The sequence below is a fragment of the Micromonospora sp. NPDC048830 genome (genome assembly GCF_043198215.1).
GTDB lineage: Bacteria > Actinomycetota > Actinomycetes > Mycobacteriales > Micromonosporaceae > Micromonospora.
This window is the reverse complement of record NZ_JBICUP010000030.1, coordinates 52491-71565: the sequence shown is the minus strand read 5'-3', so window position 1 is coordinate 71565 and position 19075 is coordinate 52491. Positions and strand designations below refer to the sequence as shown.

At 67.4% G+C, this 19075-nt stretch carries 13 protein-coding genes; 12 read left to right on the top strand and 1 reads right to left on the bottom strand.

What is annotated here, in order from left to right; translation table 11 throughout:
* Positions 1–2: 2 nt before the first annotated feature.
* Positions 3–1154, bottom strand: a complete 1152-nt coding sequence (locus tag ACGFIZ_RS23465; protein ID WP_393422464.1) for a cytochrome P450 — start codon at positions 1152–1154, stop codon at positions 3–5.
* Positions 1155–2022: 868 nt separating this feature from the next.
* Here ACGFIZ_RS23465 and ACGFIZ_RS23460 point away from each other — a divergent pair.
* The 12 genes from ACGFIZ_RS23460 (at position 2023) to drmB (ending at position 18942) form a co-directional block, all read left to right on the top strand.
* A complete protein-coding gene (locus tag ACGFIZ_RS23460; RefSeq protein ID WP_393422503.1) occupies positions 2023–3420 on the top strand; it encodes an APC family permease in 1398 nt (465 codons plus the stop codon).
* Between the two features lie 5 nt (positions 3421–3425).
* A complete protein-coding gene (locus ACGFIZ_RS23455) occupies positions 3426–4445 on the top strand; it encodes an acetamidase/formamidase family protein (protein WP_393422501.1) in 1020 nt (339 codons plus the stop codon).
* Complete coding sequence (locus ACGFIZ_RS23450) at positions 4445–5125, top strand: GPP34 family phosphoprotein (RefSeq protein ID WP_393422462.1); 681 nt, start codon at positions 4445–4447, stop codon at positions 5123–5125. Before ACGFIZ_RS23455 ends, ACGFIZ_RS23450 begins: the two co-directional genes overlap by 1 nt.
* Positions 5126–5400: 275 nt before the next feature.
* The gene (locus ACGFIZ_RS23445) at positions 5401–6054 is read left to right on the top strand and encodes a hypothetical protein (protein ID WP_393422460.1); all 654 of its coding nucleotides are present in this window, start codon (positions 5401–5403) and stop codon (positions 6052–6054) included.
* Positions 6051–6449, top strand: coding sequence for a hypothetical protein (locus tag ACGFIZ_RS23440; protein WP_393422458.1), 399 nt, complete (start codon positions 6051–6053; stop codon positions 6447–6449). Before ACGFIZ_RS23445 ends, ACGFIZ_RS23440 begins: the two co-directional genes overlap by 4 nt.
* Positions 6446–7591, top strand: a complete 1146-nt coding sequence (locus tag ACGFIZ_RS23435; protein ID WP_393422456.1) for an FAD-binding oxidoreductase — start codon at positions 6446–6448, stop codon at positions 7589–7591. The genes ACGFIZ_RS23440 and ACGFIZ_RS23435 overlap by 4 nt, the downstream gene beginning before the upstream one ends.
* Positions 7592–7600: 9 nt before the next feature.
* Positions 7601–8581, top strand: a complete 981-nt coding sequence (locus ACGFIZ_RS23430) for a LuxR C-terminal-related transcriptional regulator (protein WP_393422454.1) — start codon at positions 7601–7603, stop codon at positions 8579–8581.
* 907 nt (positions 8582–9488) lie between these two features.
* Positions 9489–10409: a hypothetical protein gene (locus tag ACGFIZ_RS23425; RefSeq protein WP_393422452.1), complete on the top strand. Its 921-nt coding sequence runs from the start codon at positions 9489–9491 to the stop codon at positions 10407–10409.
* On the top strand, positions 10406–11935 hold the full coding sequence (locus ACGFIZ_RS23420; RefSeq protein ID WP_393422450.1) for a hypothetical protein: 1530 nt from the start codon (positions 10406–10408) through the stop codon (positions 11933–11935). Before ACGFIZ_RS23425 ends, ACGFIZ_RS23420 begins: the two co-directional genes overlap by 4 nt.
* Complete coding sequence (locus ACGFIZ_RS23415; protein WP_393422448.1) at positions 11923–13629, top strand: NERD domain-containing protein; 1707 nt, start codon at positions 11923–11925, stop codon at positions 13627–13629. Before ACGFIZ_RS23420 ends, ACGFIZ_RS23415 begins: the two co-directional genes overlap by 13 nt.
* The gene (locus ACGFIZ_RS23410) at positions 13626–17066 is read left to right on the top strand and encodes a helicase-related protein (RefSeq protein ID WP_393422446.1); all 3441 of its coding nucleotides are present in this window, start codon (positions 13626–13628) and stop codon (positions 17064–17066) included. Before ACGFIZ_RS23415 ends, ACGFIZ_RS23410 begins: the two co-directional genes overlap by 4 nt.
* Positions 17059–18942 (top strand): DrmB family protein, encoded by a 1884-nt coding sequence (drmB, locus tag ACGFIZ_RS23405; protein WP_393422444.1) that lies wholly within the window; start codon positions 17059–17061, stop codon positions 18940–18942. The genes ACGFIZ_RS23410 and drmB overlap by 8 nt, the downstream gene beginning before the upstream one ends.
* The last annotated feature ends 133 nt before the right edge of the window (positions 18943–19075 follow it).

The following is a 19075-nucleotide window of genomic DNA, read 5'->3' as shown; positions in this document are numbered from 1 at the left end:
AGTCAGAGGCGGAAGGCGGCCGGCAGCGTCTCGAAGGTGCGCATCGTCGCGGTACGGCGTCGACGCGGGACTCCGGCCGTCACCAGTGGCGCCGGATGGTGAAGCAGGCTCGTCACGAGGGCGCGTAGAGCCATCTGGGCGGGCACTGTGCCGAGGCAGGAGTGGCTGCCCCACCCGTAGCCGAGGTGCCGGTTCGGGAAGCGATCGAGCACCAGCTGGTCTGGCTGCGGGAACTGTTCTGGATCGTGGTTGGCGGCGGCGAAGAGCACGGTTACCGTCTGGCCCGCCGTTACCGTGACGCCGCCGATCTGGCAGGTCGCCATCGCAATCCGGCTCGTGCCCTGCACGGGCCCGTCGTAGCGGACCAACTCGTCGACGCCGGTGCGAAGCATCGCCGCATCGCGCATCCGATCGAGTGCAGTCGGATGCTTCTGCAGAGTGTGCACGGCGTTGCCGACCGCGGCGACCAGCGTGCTGTAGCCACCCTGGAACATCACCCGGGCCGTGTTGCGCACATACAGCTCCTGCACCTCGCTGGCGGGAGCATGAGCGCGAACGTGCGCCAGGAGACCGGGTCGGCCGCTGGTCTGGAACCAGGACTCGACCAGCGCGCTCAGCTGCTCGCGTGCAACTCGGCCTGGCTCCACGACAGACGGGTCGAGGCCGCCGTCCATGCTCCGCATGATCGCGTCGGAAACCCGGCCGAAGGTGGCAACGTCGGGCGAAGTGACACCCAGCAAGTCGGAGATGACCGTCACCGCGAGCGGTGACGCAACCTCGGCCATCACGTCGAACGAGGCACATCCGGCAAGCCTGTCGAACCGGGCTGCCAGCAACCTGCGGGCTCGTGCCTCAATGGCATGGAGATCCTGGGCGTGCAACGCGTTCATGAACAGTGAACGCACCGATGCCTGGTCCGGCGGGTCCAGCGACTGCACGCTCAACGACGGCGCCGGCACCTCTGCGCCTGCCCGCCGCCGGTCACGGGCGAACCGGGTGTGATCCCGCAGAACGGCGACACAATCTGCGTACCGCGTCAGGAGCCACGCACGCATGCCCGGGTGCCAGCACACCGGCGTATGCGCTCGCAGATCGGCGAGCACCGGATACGGATTCTCCAGCACCGCCGTGTCCAGCGGGTCATACGACGACATCGACACTCCTCACAACAACACGGCGCGGATGGGTCGGGAGGGGCGGGGCCCACCGCGAGCCCCGCCCCGCTGATCGGGCTTAGTGGTCGTAGGACATTGCTGGCCTCCTTTCTGTCCGGTAGTGCGCGCGCCAGCGCTCCTACGCCCATGGTCACTAGCCATATGAGGTAGCCAGTGACTTCGGGGCCTTTGATCGCCGTCGCTGGGCCGCAGGTGACCGTGCCGGTCGGTCACCTCGTGGTCCACACCATGGGCGATGCGGCATCGCGGGAGCGCGGCGCGTGAACTGCCCCCGGTCAAGGCCCGGGCGATTGGTCGGAATGCCCCTGACCGCCTGCGGTGCGAGGACGACCGGGTACGTCTGCCGTTGACCCATGACGCACCCGCAGGTGCTGCGCAGGCGCCCACGAGCGCGGCAATCCGGATATCCGATAGAGGGCTGCGGACCCCTCGAATGTCCCTGCCGGTCTGCCCATCGTTACTCCCTGTCGTTTCTCGCCCAAAACTCGGCGGTCTCAGCCCGGACGACGTATCGAAATATCGCCTGTGATGAATAAATCGTCACGGATGGCCGGCAAGGCGGGAAGGCGTATTTGTGGGGATGTTTGCCGGGATACTTACGCGGATGCTCCGCTCTGACCAGCCATTTCCCTGCTGGGACGAGATGTCTCGCGATCATGAAGACGAAATGTGGGCTTACGCTTTCGGCAGTGATCACCTCTTTGCATCGCGATATGACTGTCGAGCTGAATGAGGGCAGCGGACTGCGGCCATTCCACGGCCCAGCCCTACGCCGCTTGGACGGCAACAGCAGCCCACTACGCCATGCGCCCGTCAACCCATAACCCAGGAGAACCCTGTGACAGCAATGGATGACCTCAGCCGGTACGGCTACCGGCAGGAGCTGAGTCGGCAGCTGCGGTTTCGGGACTTGTTCGCGTACGGCTTGGTGTACATGGTGCCGATCGCGCCGATGGCGATCTTCGGCAGTGTGTATGCCGGCTCGGGTGGCATGGTCGCTCTCGCCTATGCGGTCGGTGTGGTGGCGTTGGTGTTCACCGCGTCGTCGTACGCGCAGATGGTGCGGGCGTTTCCGATGTCGGGCAGCGTCTACAACTACGCCGGCCGCGGCATCAGCCCGCCGATCGGGTTCCTCGCCGGCTGGGTGATCCTCCTCGACTACGTCCTCGTACCCGGGCTGCTGTACCTGGTGGCGTCGGTCGCGATGCACTCCACCGTCCCGGCGGTGCCGGTGTGGCTGTGGCTGCTCGGCTTCGTCGCGGTCAACACGGTGGTCAACTCGGTCGGGATCCGGATGACCGCGATGGTCACCCGCATCATGCTCGTCGGCGAACTGCTCGTCCTGGCGGTCTTCCTGGTCGTCGCGGCCGGGGCGCTCGCGGCGGGCAAGGGCCACCTGGGCTGGGACGCCTTCTACAACTCCGACACCTTCACCTGGTCTGTGGTGGCGGGGGCGGTGTCGATCGCGGTGCTGTCGTTCCTCGGCTTCGACGGCATCAGCATGCTCGCCGAGGAAAGCAAGGGCGGGTCGCGGCAGGTCGGCCGGGCGATGGTTGCCGTCCTGGTCGTGGCCGGGGTGCTGTTCATCGCCCAGACCTGGCTGGCCGCCATGCTCGTCCCCGACCCGGATGCGCTACTCGCTGGCGGGGATCCGGACGGCACCGCGTTCTACGACGCCGCGCGCGTGGCGGGCGGGGGCTGGTTGGCGACGGTGTGCGCGGTCGCGACCGCGATCGCGTGGGGGTTGCCGAACTCGATGGTCGCCCAGGTCGCCACCAGCCGCCTGCTGTACGCGATGGCCCGCGACCGGCAGCTACCGGGCTTCCTGGCGAGGGTGTCGTTGCGGCGGAACGTGCCGGTCAACGCCACCCTGCTCACCGGAGTCGTATCCCTCACCCTGGGCCTGGTCATGGCCACCCGTACGGATGGGATCACGTTGCTGTCGTCGCTGATCAACTTTGGGGCTATGGTCGCCTTCCTCGTCCTGCACGTCTCCGTCGTCGTGCACCACCTCGTCCGCCAACGGAGCCGCAACTGGTGGGCCCATCTGGTCATGCCGGCCGCCGGGTTCGGGATCCTCGCCTACGTGGTGGTCAACGCCCAGATCGCCGCGCAACGCCTCGGCCTCGCGTGGCTCGCCTTGGGCGTACTGGTTCTCGCCGGTCTGTACGTCACCGGCCGCCGGCCCGCGCTGTCCGGGCTTGCGCCGACGCAGCCGGCCCAGCGTGACGTGGAACGGGTGTGACGACCATGGGGAAGGTCACCTACCGTCCCGCGCGCGACGAGCTTGCCTACACCTTCGGGGCCCGCCTTCCTGTGGCGCACGTGTGCACCGGCGACATCCTCGAGGTGTTCACCGAGGACTGCTTCGGCGGCCTCGTCCGCGGCCCGGCAGACCTGCCGTCGCAGGTGTGTCGGATGCCGTACCTGAACCCGGTGTCGGGGCCGTTCTTCGTCGAGGACGCCGAACCCGGCGACACCCTCGCCATCCACATCGCCGCCATCACCCCCGCCCGCGACTGGGGCGTCTCCACGACGTTCCCGCACTTCGGCGCCCTCACCTCCACCGCCCACACCGCCACCCTCCAACCGCCCCTCGAAGAACGGGTGTGGATGTACGGCATCGACCGGCAGGCGGGCACGGTCCGGTTCCACGCCACCGCCAGCGACCACGAGGTTGACCTGCCCCTGGAGCCGATGATCGGCACGATCGGGGTCGCGCCGGGCGGGTTCGAGGCCCGCTCCACCATCGTCCCGGACACCCACGGCGGTAACCTCGACACCTCGGAACTGCGCCCCGGCACCACCCTCTACCTCGGCGTGAAGATGCACGGGGCGATGCTCGCCCTCGGCGACGGCCACGCCCGGCAGGGCCAGGGCGAGGCGTGCGGCGTCGGCGTCGAGATCGCCACCACCACGACACTCGCCGTGGAGTTGATCAAAGGCGTGCCGACGGTGTGGCCGCGGCTGGAGACCGACACCTCGGTCATGGCGGTCGGCTGCGCCCGCCCGCTGGAGGATGCCTACCGCATCGCGCATCACGACCTGGTCGGCTGGACGAGTTCTCTGACCGGCCTTGACGCGCTCGATGCCTACCAGCTCATCTCGCAGGCCGGGCGGGCGCCGATCGGCAACGTGTGCGACCCGAACTACACGGTCCTCGCCGCGGTCGACAAGGCCCTCCTGCCCGCATTTGGCGAGGCGTACGGCGGCGCTCACCACCGGCTGCGGCAGCTCACCGCCACAGCGGGGCAGGGGGCGGGGTACTGATGGGCAGCAGGGTTCCTCTTCTGCCGTTGCGGGACGAGTTGTTCCTGATCGGCCATGACGACGACACCGGCCGCCCCCACCTGCACCCGCAGGCCTTGGCCTTCGGCTTGGCCGGCGCTGTCCTGATCGACCTGTATCTCGCCGGGCGGGTCACCCTCGATCCGGCGCATTCCGCCCTGCCCGCACCCGAGCAGCGACTCCGCCTCCGTGCCGACCGGCCCGTCGGCGACCTGATCGCCGACGCCGCGATCACCTCACTCCGCCACCCCACCGGCGCGCCGCTACGGGCATGGCTGCGGGGCTTCACCACAGACCTGTACGAGCGCACCCGCGCCGGGCTGGTCTCCGCCGGCATCCTGCGGCATGCCACCCGACGGCGCCTCCACGGACTCCTCACCACCGACATCTACCTGCCCACCCACACCAGATGGCCGGTCGTCCCCCGCGCCCGGCTGCGCGCTCTCGCCACCGGGCACGAACCACCCACCGACCACACCGCCGCCCTCGCCGGGCTCGTCGCCACGCTCGGCCTCACCGCCTACCTCTACCTCGACACGGACACCGCCACCGTGACCGCACGGCTGAAAGCCATCGCCGACCGGCACCACCCGCCGGTACGCCACATCACCACCGCCGTGGACGCCGCCGTCGGCGACCTCGCCACCGCCGCCTACCGCTGACCACAGACAGCGCGGGCAGCGTCCAGGACGCACTTCAGGCACCCCACCCCGGCAGCGGCTCGCACCCCGCAGCTGGGAGTCGGGGCGGCGGCAGTCAACCCGAATGGCTGCCGGGCCGGCTTCCTGCCACCGGTCCCCAACGCGGGCAGGAACAACTCGCCGGCCAGCGGCCGGCGGCGGGCCTTCCTCCACTCCTCCGCCGCCGGCCACACCTCATCCACAACCAGAGGAACGGAGCTATGCACACCCTGCAAAACCGAGGCACACCGCCACCGATGACAGCTCCACCACACCGCCAATCGGCAGAGAGCGCTACGGCTGATCGTCGTCGGGCTGTCGCCGACGCGCTACGCCGCAGCGCCGCCCTGCGCGCCGACGGTGCGCTCACCGACGCCTACGCCTGGGCGCAGTACGCCTACCAGCGCTGTTGCCATCTGCCCGCCGAGGACGAGCACCGTATGCGGGCCGCCGCGCTGCTGGCCCCGCTGGCCGCGCAGACCGGCCAACCGCATCTCGCTGTCACCGTGTACCAGGACCTCATCGTCGGCGCGACCAAGGCCCTCGGCGCCGACCACGCGCAGACGTTGCGTGCCCGGGCGGCCCTCGCCCAACTCCGGCACGACCTCGGCGACTGCGCCACAGGGCTGGCGGACCTCGCCGGCGTTCACGCGGCAGCCCGGCAGCGGTACGGCCACCACGCCCGGTTGAGCCTGCACACCCTGGTCAGCCTCGGCGGCCTCTACCGCGACTGCGGACACCACCACCTGGCCACCCGCTGCCTGCTCACCGCCAGCACCGGCATCGGCCGGTATTTGCCGCCCGATGACCCCCTGGTCGACATGGTGGCTGCCGCGATCGGCACGCCGCCCAGCCTCAACCACCCCGCCGTCTGCACGCAGCAACAACCGCGGATCGGAGTGACGCCGTGACCACGATTGCCGAGCGGGCGCTGGCCCTGTGGGCGGCCCCCCGACACGTACCGCGCCCTGCCCCCGTACCCGCCGCCCAGGACACCGCCGATGAGGTCATCTGCAGCCTTGTCGTCGGTTGCGGCTATCTCGACTCGGTCACCATGGCCGGATGCCTCACCTGGGCCCACCGGCAGCCCTCCAGCAATCGGCTGCCCACCGCCGGCGGGGTGCAGGAGGCCGTCATTCGTGGGCTGAGCCGGGTTCCGGAACCGCTGCGGCGTGCCGCGCTGACGGGTCTGGCGCGACTCGCGGCAAGCCCGGCCGACGCACGGTCCCGCCACGCCCGCAGTGACTTCCTCGCACGCCGGGCCAACACCCACCCGTTCCCGGTCAACAGCGGGACGGCGTCGTGACGCCGCCGAATCTGAACGCACTCGGCCCCTGCTGGGAAGCGGTCATCCCGTGCATCCACCGCGCCGCCAACCACTTCTGGTCCACCCTCGCCGACCGGCTTCACCCACGCCTGCCGGAACGTGACGCACCCCTGTTCCTCGCCACCCTCGGCCACCTCACCGCCGGCGACGACCACCACGCCGGCCGCACCGCACTGCTCGCCGCCCTCGCCCCCACCTACCAGCACCTGCGCATCCAGCCCCACCACCACCCACTGATCGTCGACGCCCTGATCGCCACCGTCGCCCGCCACGCCACCGCCACCTGGACACCCGAGACGGCAAGCCTCTGGCAACGCCGCAGCCACCACGCCCTGAGCCTGACCCACCGGGCGACCACCCGGATCGCCACCGGCCCGGCCTGGACACCCGCCGAGATCATCGGCCGTGACCAAGCCGCCGACACCATCACGATCCTCACCCTGCGGCCCCACCACCGACTGCGCCACGAGGCCGGTCAGGCCCTCCCGGTCACCACACCCCGCCAGCCCGGCGCGTGGCGGTGGTACTTCCCAGCGAACGCGCCCCGCCCCGACGGCACCATCGAGCTGCACATCCGCGCCATCACCGGCGGACCGGTCTCACCACTGCTGGCCCACCACGCCGCCATCGGCGAGCAGGTGTGGCTGGGCACGCCCTACGCCATGGGCCTTGCTCTCGACCCCAACCGCGACGGCGATCTGCTCCTCGCCGCGGGCGGCACCGGCCTGGCGCCCCTGCGCGCCATCGTCGAACACCTCGCCGCCACCCGGGCGCGGCGTCGGGTCACCCTGGTGGTCGGGGCGCGCACCATGCCCGATCTCTACGACAGCGTGACCCTCGACAAGCTGCAGACCACCCACGACGACTGGCTGACCGTCGTACCCGCGCTCTCCGACGAACCCTTCGTCGAGCCCGCCGCCCAAGGCGACCTGCTGACACTCGCCCTCGCTCACTACCAGCCCGGCCAGCATCTCTACGTCGCCGGACCACCCGACCTGATCACCCACGCCCGGCTACGCCTGCCCGCCGCCGGCATACCAGACAACCGCCTCCACCTGGCGGAAACCTTCTCCCGCACACCTCTGGCCGGCGCCCAGCCGAAGACACCACGCCAGGATTGACCAGGCGCGATGACAGCCCTGCAGGATCTCCTTCCACCAGAAGAACGCGCCGAGCTGCGACGACTCGCCGACGGCGAGGCTGAGGGTCTACTCCCGTTGCCAGTCGCCACCGGCACCGCAGGTCACCCAAGCCAATCTCTACAGTCCGGTGACGCCGACCCGGTCATCACCAGCGACATCGACAACCTGCCCTCCGACGCCATGTCACCGAAGAATGCCCCGGACCCAGCACTGGTCGGTAAGCCCCAAGCGCCCACCACCAGCCTGGCCCAGCGCCCGCCTGCCGACAACACGCGCCGGCGGCGGCCCGAAGGCGAAACCGTCCTCCCCGAACAGCCGCAGCCGGAAGCCAGGCCACACGAGCCCATGCGCCGGGTACCCGTCACCCTGATCTCCGCCGACGTCATCTCCCGCATGGGCGTGATCGGCCAGCTACGACCCCGTCCGGAGGTGCTGCTGCTCGACGACACCGAAGCCGACCAGGCCCAGGCCACACTCGTCATCGCCGACAGCGTCGACGAGCCGACCCTGCGGGCCCTACGCGCGCTGCGCATCCGGAAAGCTCCCGGCCTGGTGTTGGTGGTAACCCACGTCGATGACGCTGGCTTGGCCGCCGCGGTGGAACACGGGGTCCTCGGGCTCGTCCGCCGAGCCGAGGCCAGCCCAGAACGCCTCGTCACGGCGATCCGCGCCGCCGCGGCCGGCGAGGGCAGCATCCCCGCCGACCTGCTCGGCCGGCTCCTGCAGCAGGTCGGGGCGCTGCAACGGGACACCCTCGGGCCACGTGGAATGACCATCCTGCGCCTGGCAGGCCGGGAGGCGGCAGTGCTGCGCCTGGTCGCCGACGGCTACGACACCGCCGAGATCGCGGCGAAACTCCGCTACTCCCCACGCACGATCAAGAACATCCTGTACGACGTCACCAACCGATTCCACCTACGCAACCGCTGCCACGCCGTGGCATACGCGCTCCGCAACGGCCTCATCTGACCCCGCCCCAGGGCAGCTGACGCCAGTACAGGCCTCCTACTACGGCAGCCGAGACCCGACCAGGACCGGCGTGAGACGAGCGTGGTGCCCTCTCGGGGCCATTCCGTCCCGACCAGTAGCGCACCACCCTGAACGAGCAGTAGCCTGCCTCGCAGCGACACAGACCAGAACCCCCGCTCATGCCCACCCAGGCGGATATCAAGCCAGGTGTCCGTGATCGGGTAACCTGGTGGCGCAGCGGGCCGTTAGCTCAATGGCAGAGCTGAGGACTTTTAATCCACAGGCGCAGCGGCTTTGCATAGATGTTTATCCCTGATTTTGCAGGGCTGACCTGTGTTTCCGTCCGACCAGCGCAGCATTTATCAGTCCTATTCGGACTAACATAGCTCGCGGGGTGCTCGCCTGCTCGTGAGCCGGCTTGACAGTACGGGTCCACCGAGTCAGTCCAAGGGCTCGACACCGTATCCGCCGACGTCGGGGACTGCGGCATCGCAAGGACTTGTGTCCCCACCCTCTGATCCGCCACGAAAAGTGGGACGAGAAGGGAGGAAGGAATGGCAGCCCGCGGTCGACGGCAGTGATACGCGGTTGCGTTACTCCACGTGCACACGGATCAGGGAACTGCCTGCGGGACGTAGAGCCCGGCGACCAAACCCCTCCGGTGCGGCGGCGCCACCTCCGCGGCAGCCGGCAGTGTGCTCGTCTGCTCGAAAGGCGATTGCGTGGCATGGACGTGCTGGACTGACCAGGAACCCAGCGGCGGATACGTGTCGGCTGGTTGCCGAACTGTTGCCCCCCTGCTGGCGAGGCGCGACGCTATCTCTTGCTCGGGCCGCCCCTGCGCCCTCCTTGAGGATTTTCCTTGACGAAGTGGTGCGGGGGGTCTTAGGTAGCGGGAGGGTGGAAAGTGGCTGGTGTCACCGGGCAGAGCGGGCTTGTCCTGCTGGACAGCAGGACCGGTAGGGCTATGCCCGCGAAGTGGGCGGGCCAACTCATCGGCCTGGGGGCGCGGCTGGCGCGTCGACGGCAACGTAATGGTTGGCAGCTAGTGATGGTCGTGTCGGTGCCCATTCGTGACTACGCGGCGCTGCTGATCAGCGCGGGCTGGGTCCTTGCACAGCCTCCTACGTGCAAAGGTGACGTGCTGGCGCTGGCAGGAGCGATCCAGCCGGGTACGCCAGCCCGAATGGCGACAGCTCAGCAGCTAGTGGCTGATACATTCTTCCGTATCGATCAGAGCCATGGGGAGGCCCGCATACATCTCGGCGGAACTTTTTGGAAGATCGGGGCTGTGCATCACCTTGCCGCCGACCAGACGCTGTCCGCGGGCCGTTTCGGCAGGCGTAGCGTCACCCCCCCTGGAAGCTTGATCAGGAAGACTGGCCACGGCGACAGCTGGCCTGGCGATCTTTGTGCGTCTAAGCCCACGGTGACCGTCGTAGGGGTCCAATCGCGCCTGGCGCCAGAGCTCGAAATGCAGGCTGGCTGGGCTGGCTGCGAAGGCGGCTACGATCGCCTACGTGACGTCCTGCGTCCAGATGATGGCGCATTCTCCGCAAGCGCCATCGTTTCTGGTGGGAGAGACCGGTTTCCCGTGATGCCGGCGGACACCCTGCTTGCAGTACTGGATGGCGCAACCGCGATCCGCTGGCTGTCCGAGGTCAGAACGCCCGTCGTGGTCGCGGTGATTGACCGCAGCTCAGCGGACGAATCCGCAGCCATGACTGTGCTGCAGCGCCGTTCGATCGGCGAACCTTTGGCCGTTGCCGATCTTGGCTGGGGAGCCATTGCAGGAATCGAGACACTGGCGTTCGAGGTGAAAATATGACAATCCTCGACTACCTCGGAGACCTCTACGCTGCTGCGGGCTCGATGGTAGATGACGACGGTGCTGTAGAGCTCGTAGCGATTGCCGACGAACGGGGTGGGGCGCTCGATCGAGCGACCCGCCAGCTGGCCCTTGAGGTCGAAGACGGCGGTTTCGATCGGCTGCGTGACCTGCTGGTAACCGCTCGGCGGCTGCGGTGGCGCGTATCGACCTCGCCGTTTCCGCTGGCATGCGAGGCAGGTAGCGCCGACCTGGTCGCGGGGCTACTGGAACTGGCCACGCAGTGCAAGCTGATGGCAGGCAACGAGACCGGCCGAGTCCTGGATGATCTCGCTCTCAGCGTGAGCGCGCTGAACACGGCGGAGGCATGCCCGCTAGGTGATTTTCTTCTCGAGTCGTTGCGCGAGGTGAGCTACACCGGGTGCTTGGTCGTCGTGTCCAGTGCTCGATCTGCGGCGGCAACCCGATCCTGGTTCGATGTGCTGGGCATACCGGTGCCCGTTGTAAGCGACCGGGGCAAGGCAAGGCCCGAAATCTTCCAGAGGGCCTACCTGATCGGGTCTCCGCCGCTGTTCGGACCCGCTGCTTTCGGTGCCCCCCGCGCGCGCAGGTTGGTATACCTATTCCCGTCATGGATTGTCGACCGGGGCCTGCCGATACCGTCCTTCTCCGAGCATGCGGAAGGGGGCATCAGGCCCCAAGCACGGTTACGGAGAATCGGCCCGGACCCGCTCATACCGCAACGGTTGAGGGATACGGAGGGCCAGCTCGCCCCCGACCCGATGTGGAAGCAGGCCAAGGCGAGGCTCCCTCATGGGATAGACGAGGCGCACGCCAGGAAGGTCCTCCTGTGCGGGGGGCTTTCAATGATGCTCGATCTCGACGAGGGCGAGTCCATCCGCGTGCTCGATCCTTGGCGGCCGGCTGGCTCCAGAGTCCAGATGCAGCAGGTCGAAGCCGTGGGGCCAGGTTCGCACCTAGTCCTGAGGGAGGGCCAGACTGAGTCTGGGACGTTGTATGAGCGCGCCTTGGCCCGGCTGGCGGGGCAGGCGCCGCGCGTGGAACAGTCGCAGGCGACGTGGAAGGCGGCCCTACGCGACCGACTTCAGGCGCTGGGACCAGGTGAAGTGGTGCGGCAGCTACGGGCCCGGGGTGTGCAGGCTGCGGCACAGGCGCCGACGTGGACTGCTCAGACGCTGGCGCGACCGCAGGGTAGCGATGACTTCACGGTCCTTCTGCGCTGGCTTGGGCTGCCAACGGAGCCGTACCGTCGGTACGCCGACATGCTGAGGCGAGCCCGGTACCATGCCATGACTGACATCCGAGAGGCGCTCGAAGCGGCTCTCGGGGATGCAGACATGAACGAACTCCAGCGGACAGGTATCCTCAGGCTAGATCTGGATATCGAGGGTTTTGCAGGTATCATCGCGACTCGCGTCCTCGCTCTCTCGCCGTACCTTGAAGTCGTTCCCAGATCGGAACTGCGCATCCCGAAGGGGGATGAGGGCGCCCGATGGCTCGAATGATCCCTCCACTCATCCGCCAGGACTCAGCACCGGGCGAGCGGCTGGTCTTCCAACGGTTGGCGAGTGACCCGGTCACGGAGAACTGGGTGGTGCTGCACTCGCAGGACTTGGCCGAGCACGTCCGCCAGGTGCAGGGAGAGGCGGATTTCGTCGTAATCGTGCCGGGCCGCGGGGTTGCGATCATAGAGGTGAAGTCGCATAGGCGCGTGGCGCGGCGCGACGACGGCCAGTGGCTGCTTGGCAGCATGCCGCCCACCACCCGCGGCCCGTTCCAGCAGGCGGACGAGGCGAAGTACAGCATCAAGGCGTATCTGCGGCGCAAGGGAGTCGATCTCCGGAGCACTCCCCTCGTCTCCGGCGTATGGTTCACGCACACCAAGGCACGAGCCGAGTTGCCGCCCGCCATCGAATGGCACCCATGGCAGGTTCTCGACCGCGACGATCTCCAGGCTGGCGCGGGACAGGCCGTCCTGCAGTTGCTGGAGAGCGGGCGTCAGCACCTCATCGATCGCGTCCCTGCGATGGCTGCGGCGGCGACCGGGCCTACCGCCAAAACGGTCGGATCGCTTGTCGCTGCGCTCCGACCGCGCTTCGAACTCGGCGCTGGCTCGGCCGACCTGCGGCGCGAGCGAGACGCCCAGCTTTCCGCGTTCCTAGAGGAGCAGTACCAAGCCCTCGACGCGATGGAGGACAACCCTCGCGTTCTTTTCACTGGCCCGGCTGGGTCCGGTAAGACCTTCCTGGCGCTTGAGGCTGCACGCCGGGAGGCCGCTTCGGGCGCGACAGGGTGGTTGCTGTGCTTCAACAGAACCCTGGGAACGTACCTCAGCGAGCGCGCCTCCGGCGCACCCGGTCTCGATACCGGGACCCTCCACGCGACGATGCTCCGCCTCACCGGGCAGCAACCGCCAGGCAACGCAGGCGCCGATTTCTGGCAGGTGCAGCTCGTCGATGCCGCCATCGAACGGCTCCTCGACGGAGACCTGACCCGCGACTACCTCGTTGTGGACGAGGCCCAGGACCTGTGCACGCCCGCGTACCTTGATGTCCTCGACCTTATGGTCGAGGGTGGTCTCACCGGCGGGCGCTGCCTTCTGTTCGGCGACTTCGAGCGTCAGTCCCTTTACGGGCTGCTCGACGGGCGCCAGGAGCTGGGGGCGAGGATTTCGGGCCTACCGACGTTCACTCTCACCGCGAACTGCCGCAATCTCCCGCGGATCGGCTCGGCTGTGGAAGTCCTTACCGGCATGGAGCCGGGTTACAAGCGGTTCCGTCGCCCGGACGATGGGATGCAGCCCCGGTATTACTGGTACTCCGACCCGCAAGAGCAGGGGAATCTACTCGTCCAGGCAGTCCGCGAGTTACGTGAAGAAGGTTTCCAGCTCGACGAGATCGCCATCCTCAGCACGCGGCGGATCCGGTCCGCAGCAACCCAATGCCAAGATCCATGGCTGCGTCCGCTACTAGCTCAAACGGAAGCTCCGATCCGCGGAAGGGTGCGCTACAGCACGGTGCACGCCTTCAAGGGGCTGGAGGCTCCGGCCGTCATCGTGACCGACATCGACCGACCTACCACGCCGGCCTTCGAGGCTCTGCTGTACGTGGGTCTCACCCGCCCGACGGACCGCCTGTCAGTGCTCGCCACTCGTGAGGCTCTCGCCGGGAAAATACTGGGCGAAAGTAGGCAATCATGAACCCGCGTGACGTCATGGAGACGGCTGTCCGTCGCGAACTCTTTGGGCCAGCCGACGGCGAGACCCCTCGCGGTAAACCTCTCGACATCTCATCCGGCGTGGTGTCCTTCGAGTCCTGGAGCGAGACCCGCGGGCCGTGGCACGACGCCGCCACCGGCCAGGAGATCCTCAGCGAAATCGAGCCGCTGCGCCGCTACGGCGTGGGGGTGCTTCATCCCAAAGGATCGGCAGTTGAAGGCAACCTCGCAGGAATCACCGGCCTCCCGGCGGACGAGGACGTCGAGGATGCCGTCGACGTTCCACAGTTCCAGCTACGGACCGCTCCTGAGGCAGACAGCGACGATTTTGACCTCAGCGATGCCAACTCCTTCCAGCCCAGCGCCATTGCCGTTTCCTTCAAGGCGCGTCTGCCGCCAGGGAGCTTTCTGAGCATCGATGCCAGCGCGGCGTCTTACGACGGCATCACCGTGCGGGTGAAAGGGGCCAAGCGGGAGCCGCGGTGGTGGGTGCGGCGCCCGTTCACGCTCCAGGCGCGAGCCGGTGGAAAGGAACTGCTCCAGCAGACGGAGCGGTTGCTCGGCCTAGCGACCGAATGCACGGGCCAGACGCGGACCGCGCCCCAGTTGCAGGCATACAGCCGTCCGGTGCCCGGCGTTCCTGACCCCGCCTGCCGCCTCGTGACGATCGCGCTCGTCAACACCAGCCAGGCGGCCGGCTCGGGCGGGGCCATATTCCAAGCCGCCTTCGCCATCCGGCCCCACGGCGGTGCCCGGGTAGAGCCCTATCCCGAATCGCCGGTGCCCGATGGCGCCGACGAGGAGGAAAAGTCAATCGAGCTGCTGTATCGGAAGAAGCTCACGTTCGCGGTCGGTCACGGGTGCGCAGCAGGATGGGACGAGCCCACCAAAGGCGCCACGTCAGCGATACGCGCGGAGGCTCTTCCGGCGTATGAGGTTTCCAGCCTCACGCCCGACATCGTCTGGCAGGACGGCTCGGGCAGGCGAGCTGAACTGCGCGCGAGCATGGCGGCGCTGGCCGAGAACCAAGCTGAGGCACACACGCAGATCGAGCTGATTCTCACCGGCTATGAACAGTGGATCGAGCACCGGGAACGGGAAACAGCAGCCCTCGAGGACCGCTTCCAGGAGACCGCTAGGCGGCACATCAGCCTGTGCCGGCAGGCGCTTCGACGCATGCAGCGAGGATGGGAGCTGGCAACGAACGACCCGCTCGCGTCCCGCGCGTTCCGGCTCGCCAACCGCGCCATGCTGTTCCAACAGATCAGGTCGCGCCTTCCGGTCAGAGACATCACGGTCAGCAAGGACGGCCTCCTTGAGATCGTCGGTAGTCAGCCCGAGGCCGTCGCAGGCCCAGGTACCGGTAACTGGCGCCCTTTCCAGATCGCCTTTCTCCTCGCGAGCCTGCCCGAGATCGTGTACCCGGAGCGAGAAGAACGGGACATCGTTGATCTAATCTTCTTCCCGACCGGTGGCGGTAAGACCGAGGCATATCTCGGTGCTGCAGCGCTCAGCATGATCGCCCGTCGGCTGCGCAACCCGGACGATGCCGGCACGGATGTGTTGATGCGCTACACGCTGCGCCTGCTCACCGCCCAGCAGTTCCTGCGTGCGGCGGCTTTGTCATGCGTGCTAGAAGACATGCGCACCAGCGAGGGCGACCTGGGGAACGAGCCGTTCACGATCGGAATTTGGCTCGGCTCATCGACGACGCCCAACACTTGGCGGCAGGCCAAGGCACAACTGCGGGCGCTGCAACGCAGCCCGCGCGATGAAAACCCGTTCCTGCTTCTCAGGTGCCCTTGGTGTGGGGTCAGGATGGGACCCGTCAGCGCCGGTGGCAGGCAGAGCAGGCATCAAGTTGCGGGCTATGTGGCAACCGGCAACAAGGTTCGGTTTCACTGTCCGGACAGGGAATGCCGCTTCGCCGGCCATCGGGGCGGCCTGCCAGTAGCCGTCGTGGATGAGGACATCTACGATCGCCAGCCAACGCTGGTCATCGGCACCGTGGACAAGTTCGCGATGCTGGCCTGGCGGCCAGAGGCGCGAACCATCTTCGGGATCGACCGCGACGGGCGCCGCCGCTGCTCCCCGCCAGGGTTGATCATCCAGGATGAGCTTCACCTCATCTCCGGGCCGCTCGGCTCCATGGTCGGGCTGTACGAGCCGGTCATTGAAAACCTCTGCACCGACCAACGGCTCGGCACCCCGGTCAAGCCGAAGATCGTCGCATCGACCGCCACTATCCGCCGGTACGAGAAGCAGGTCCGCGATCTGTACGGCCGTAATCGCGTCGCACTCTTCCCCCCGCAGGGGCTGGAGGAGGGGAAGTCGTTCTTCGCGGAGCCGGCACGACTGGCGGACGGGTCCCCAGCACCCGGACGGCGCTACATCGGGGTGCTCAGCCCATCGCTCGGCTCGATCCAGACGGTGCAGGTGCGTGTAGCCGCTGCCACGCTCCAGGCGGCGCGGGAGATTCCCGAGGCGAGCCGCGACGGATACTGGACGAACCTGAACTTCCTCAACAGCTTGCGTGAACTTGGAAACACCGTCTCATTGTTGCAGTCGGACATTCCTGACTATTTAACCGGGCTCCGCAAGCGCGAGGGCATCGACCCTGGAGACGTCCGGTGGCCTCGGAACGTCATCGAGCTGACGAGCCGACGCCGCAATGACGAAATTCCCAGGGCGATCGAGGAGCTCCAGCTTGAGTACGGCAACGACGGCTGCATTGATGTGTGCCTCGCGTCCAACATCATCGAAGTGGGCGTTGACATCGACCGGCTCGCTCTCATGACTATCGTCGGCCAGCCGAAGACGACCGCCCAGTACATCCAGGTCAGCGGCCGTGTCGGCCGCAGATGGGAGCAGCGGCCCGGCTTGGTTATCACAATCTACGGTGCGGCCAAGCCACGTGACCGCAGCCACTATGAGCGGTTCCGCACCTACCACCAGCGCCTGTACGCACAAGTCGAGCCGACCAGCCTGACACCGTTCGCCCTGCCCGTGGTGCACCGAGGGCTGCACGGTGCGATCGTTTCCCACGTCCGGCAGTCAGCGCCGGAAGCGCTGCCGGTCTACCCGTTCCCGAGGGAGCGTTTCGATGCCGCAGTCGAGATCCTCCAAACCAGAGCCAGCGTCGCCGATATAGCCGACACCGGTCCTTTGCGAGACGTGGCAGCACGCCGCAACCGGGAATGGTCCCAATGGGAGAGGACTGACTGGAACGCCAACGCGATCGGAGGCAATCCTCAACAGGGACTGATGAGGTATGCGGGTTCGTCAGCGGGATCCGATGCGAGGGTACCGGTGTGGGACGTCCCGACGAGCATGCGCAGCGTCGATGCGGAGTGCGAACTGCGCATCAGCCCACTGTATGCCCTGGAAGCCGCCGCTGAGCAGGAGGAGCGTCATGAGTAGCGGTCTCGTCCGGAGGGCGCAGCTCGTCGCACCCTTCGGCGTTGGGGCGATGAGCATCCTGGTGAACGGCACTTCCGTGATAACTGGAGGCCTTGATCACTGGTACCACACGGATGACCAAGCCAATCTCCACCCCGACGAGTTCGTCGTTGACGAGTGGCGCCTGCAGGAGCGGCTGCGCGTGCGGCAGCTCCGCCTGCCCCCGGCCCGCCGTACACCGCAGCCCGGCGGCGGCCGGCAACACAACGTCAACCTGTCTGTCCCGGCACTCCGGTTTCCGTGCTGGTCGTTCTGCATCTACTGCAAGCGGCTCGACGAAAGCCCCCTCAGCATGGCCCAACCGGTTCGCTGCGGGGACCAGAAACACGAGGGGAAGCGGTCCGGGCCCGTCATGTCACAAGTGCCCATCGTGGTCATCTGCGAACGAGGCCATCTTGATGACTTTCCCTGGCGCGAATGGGTCCATAAGTCACTACAGCCACGATGCCATGGCGTGCTCCGCCTTCTATCCCGCGGCGGAGGCACACTCGGCGGCCAGGTCGTCAAGTGTGACGGGTGCGAGGACGAACGCACGCTCGAAGGCGTCACAATCGCACAACCTAGTCGCGGAGGCCCAGAGGAGACGACACTGTCCAAGCGCCTCACGACCGAGGGAGAGTACCTATGCCGGGGGAGTAGGCCATGGGCCGCCGACACCGGATCGGGCTGCGGCTGGCCACTGCGCGCGGCGCTCCGGGGCGCCGGGAACGTGTACTTCCCCAAGGTCGAGTCATCCATCTTCCTGCCTCGGGTCCAGGGAGGTGCTAGCGCGGAGGTACTCGATGTCCTGCGCCGACCCGACGTCCAGACCCGCATCCAGCTACTTCACGAGGTCCTCGGCTCGGTACCTCTTACCAAGCTCAGGGAATCCACACCGATGGAGCTTCTCCAGCCGTTCTCCGATGCCGAACTCCAAGCGGGCCTGCAGGACCTACTCGGCGAGCCCAGCCACGGTAGCGAACCCGCCGATGATGGAGAGGACTTGACACCCGCCGTCGCTTGGCGCCGGCCAGAGTATGAGCTGCTGCGGGAGACGCCGCACCACCCTGATCTCACCGTAACCGATTCCGGCGTCCCAGCAACGCAAGCAGGGCGCATCGGCCGCGTGAGGCGGGTCGAGGTGCTGCGAGAGACCCGTGCTCTGCGGGGCTTCACCCGCGTCCGTGACGGCAACCTCCGGCTCAGCGAGGGCAAAGCACTTCTGCGCAGGCGGAGGCTGCCTCCCGCGCACGACTGGCTGCCCGCCTACGTGGTGCGAGGTGAAGGCATATACCTCGAGCTAGATCCCTCAGCGCTCATCGCGTGGGAGTCACGCGAAGACATCCGTTCCCGCGCGGAGGGCATAGCGGTCAACTTCCAGACGGTCCAGCAGAGCCGTGGACTGCAGCCACGCGAAGTCGCGCCGCGCTTCCTGCTCATACATACTCTCGCGCACCTGCTAATCAACGAACTCATCTACACCTGCGGCTACAGCTCCGCGTCGCTGCGTGAGCGCCTCTACGTCACGGCCGAGCCTGGGCGGCAGATGGCGGGCGTCCTCATCTACACAGCCGCCGGTGACTCTGAAGGCACTATGGGTGGCCTGGTACGGATGGCAGACCCCGATAACCTGGAGGCCGTCCTCACAACGGCGATCGGCAAGGCACGCTGGTGCTCCACCGATCCGGTCTGCATGGAGCTCGGTGAGGCAGGCCAGGGACCCGACTCCTGCAACATGGCTGCCTGTCATGGATGCGCCTTACTACCAGAGACTAGCTGCGAGGAACATAACCGGTTCCTCGATAGAGGGCTTGTCATCGGTACCTTCAACCAGCCTGACCTTGGGTTCTTCTCGTAGCTCGCTGTTGCTCCGGGATGCGTGTTCCTGCGACAGCCATCGCGGAGGAAGCTGCATTTCAACCACGCCAGCCGCAGGCAAGCAGCGGGCTCACTTGGGTGGTCTCTGCCGCCCCCAGAGCCCGCTGCCCGCC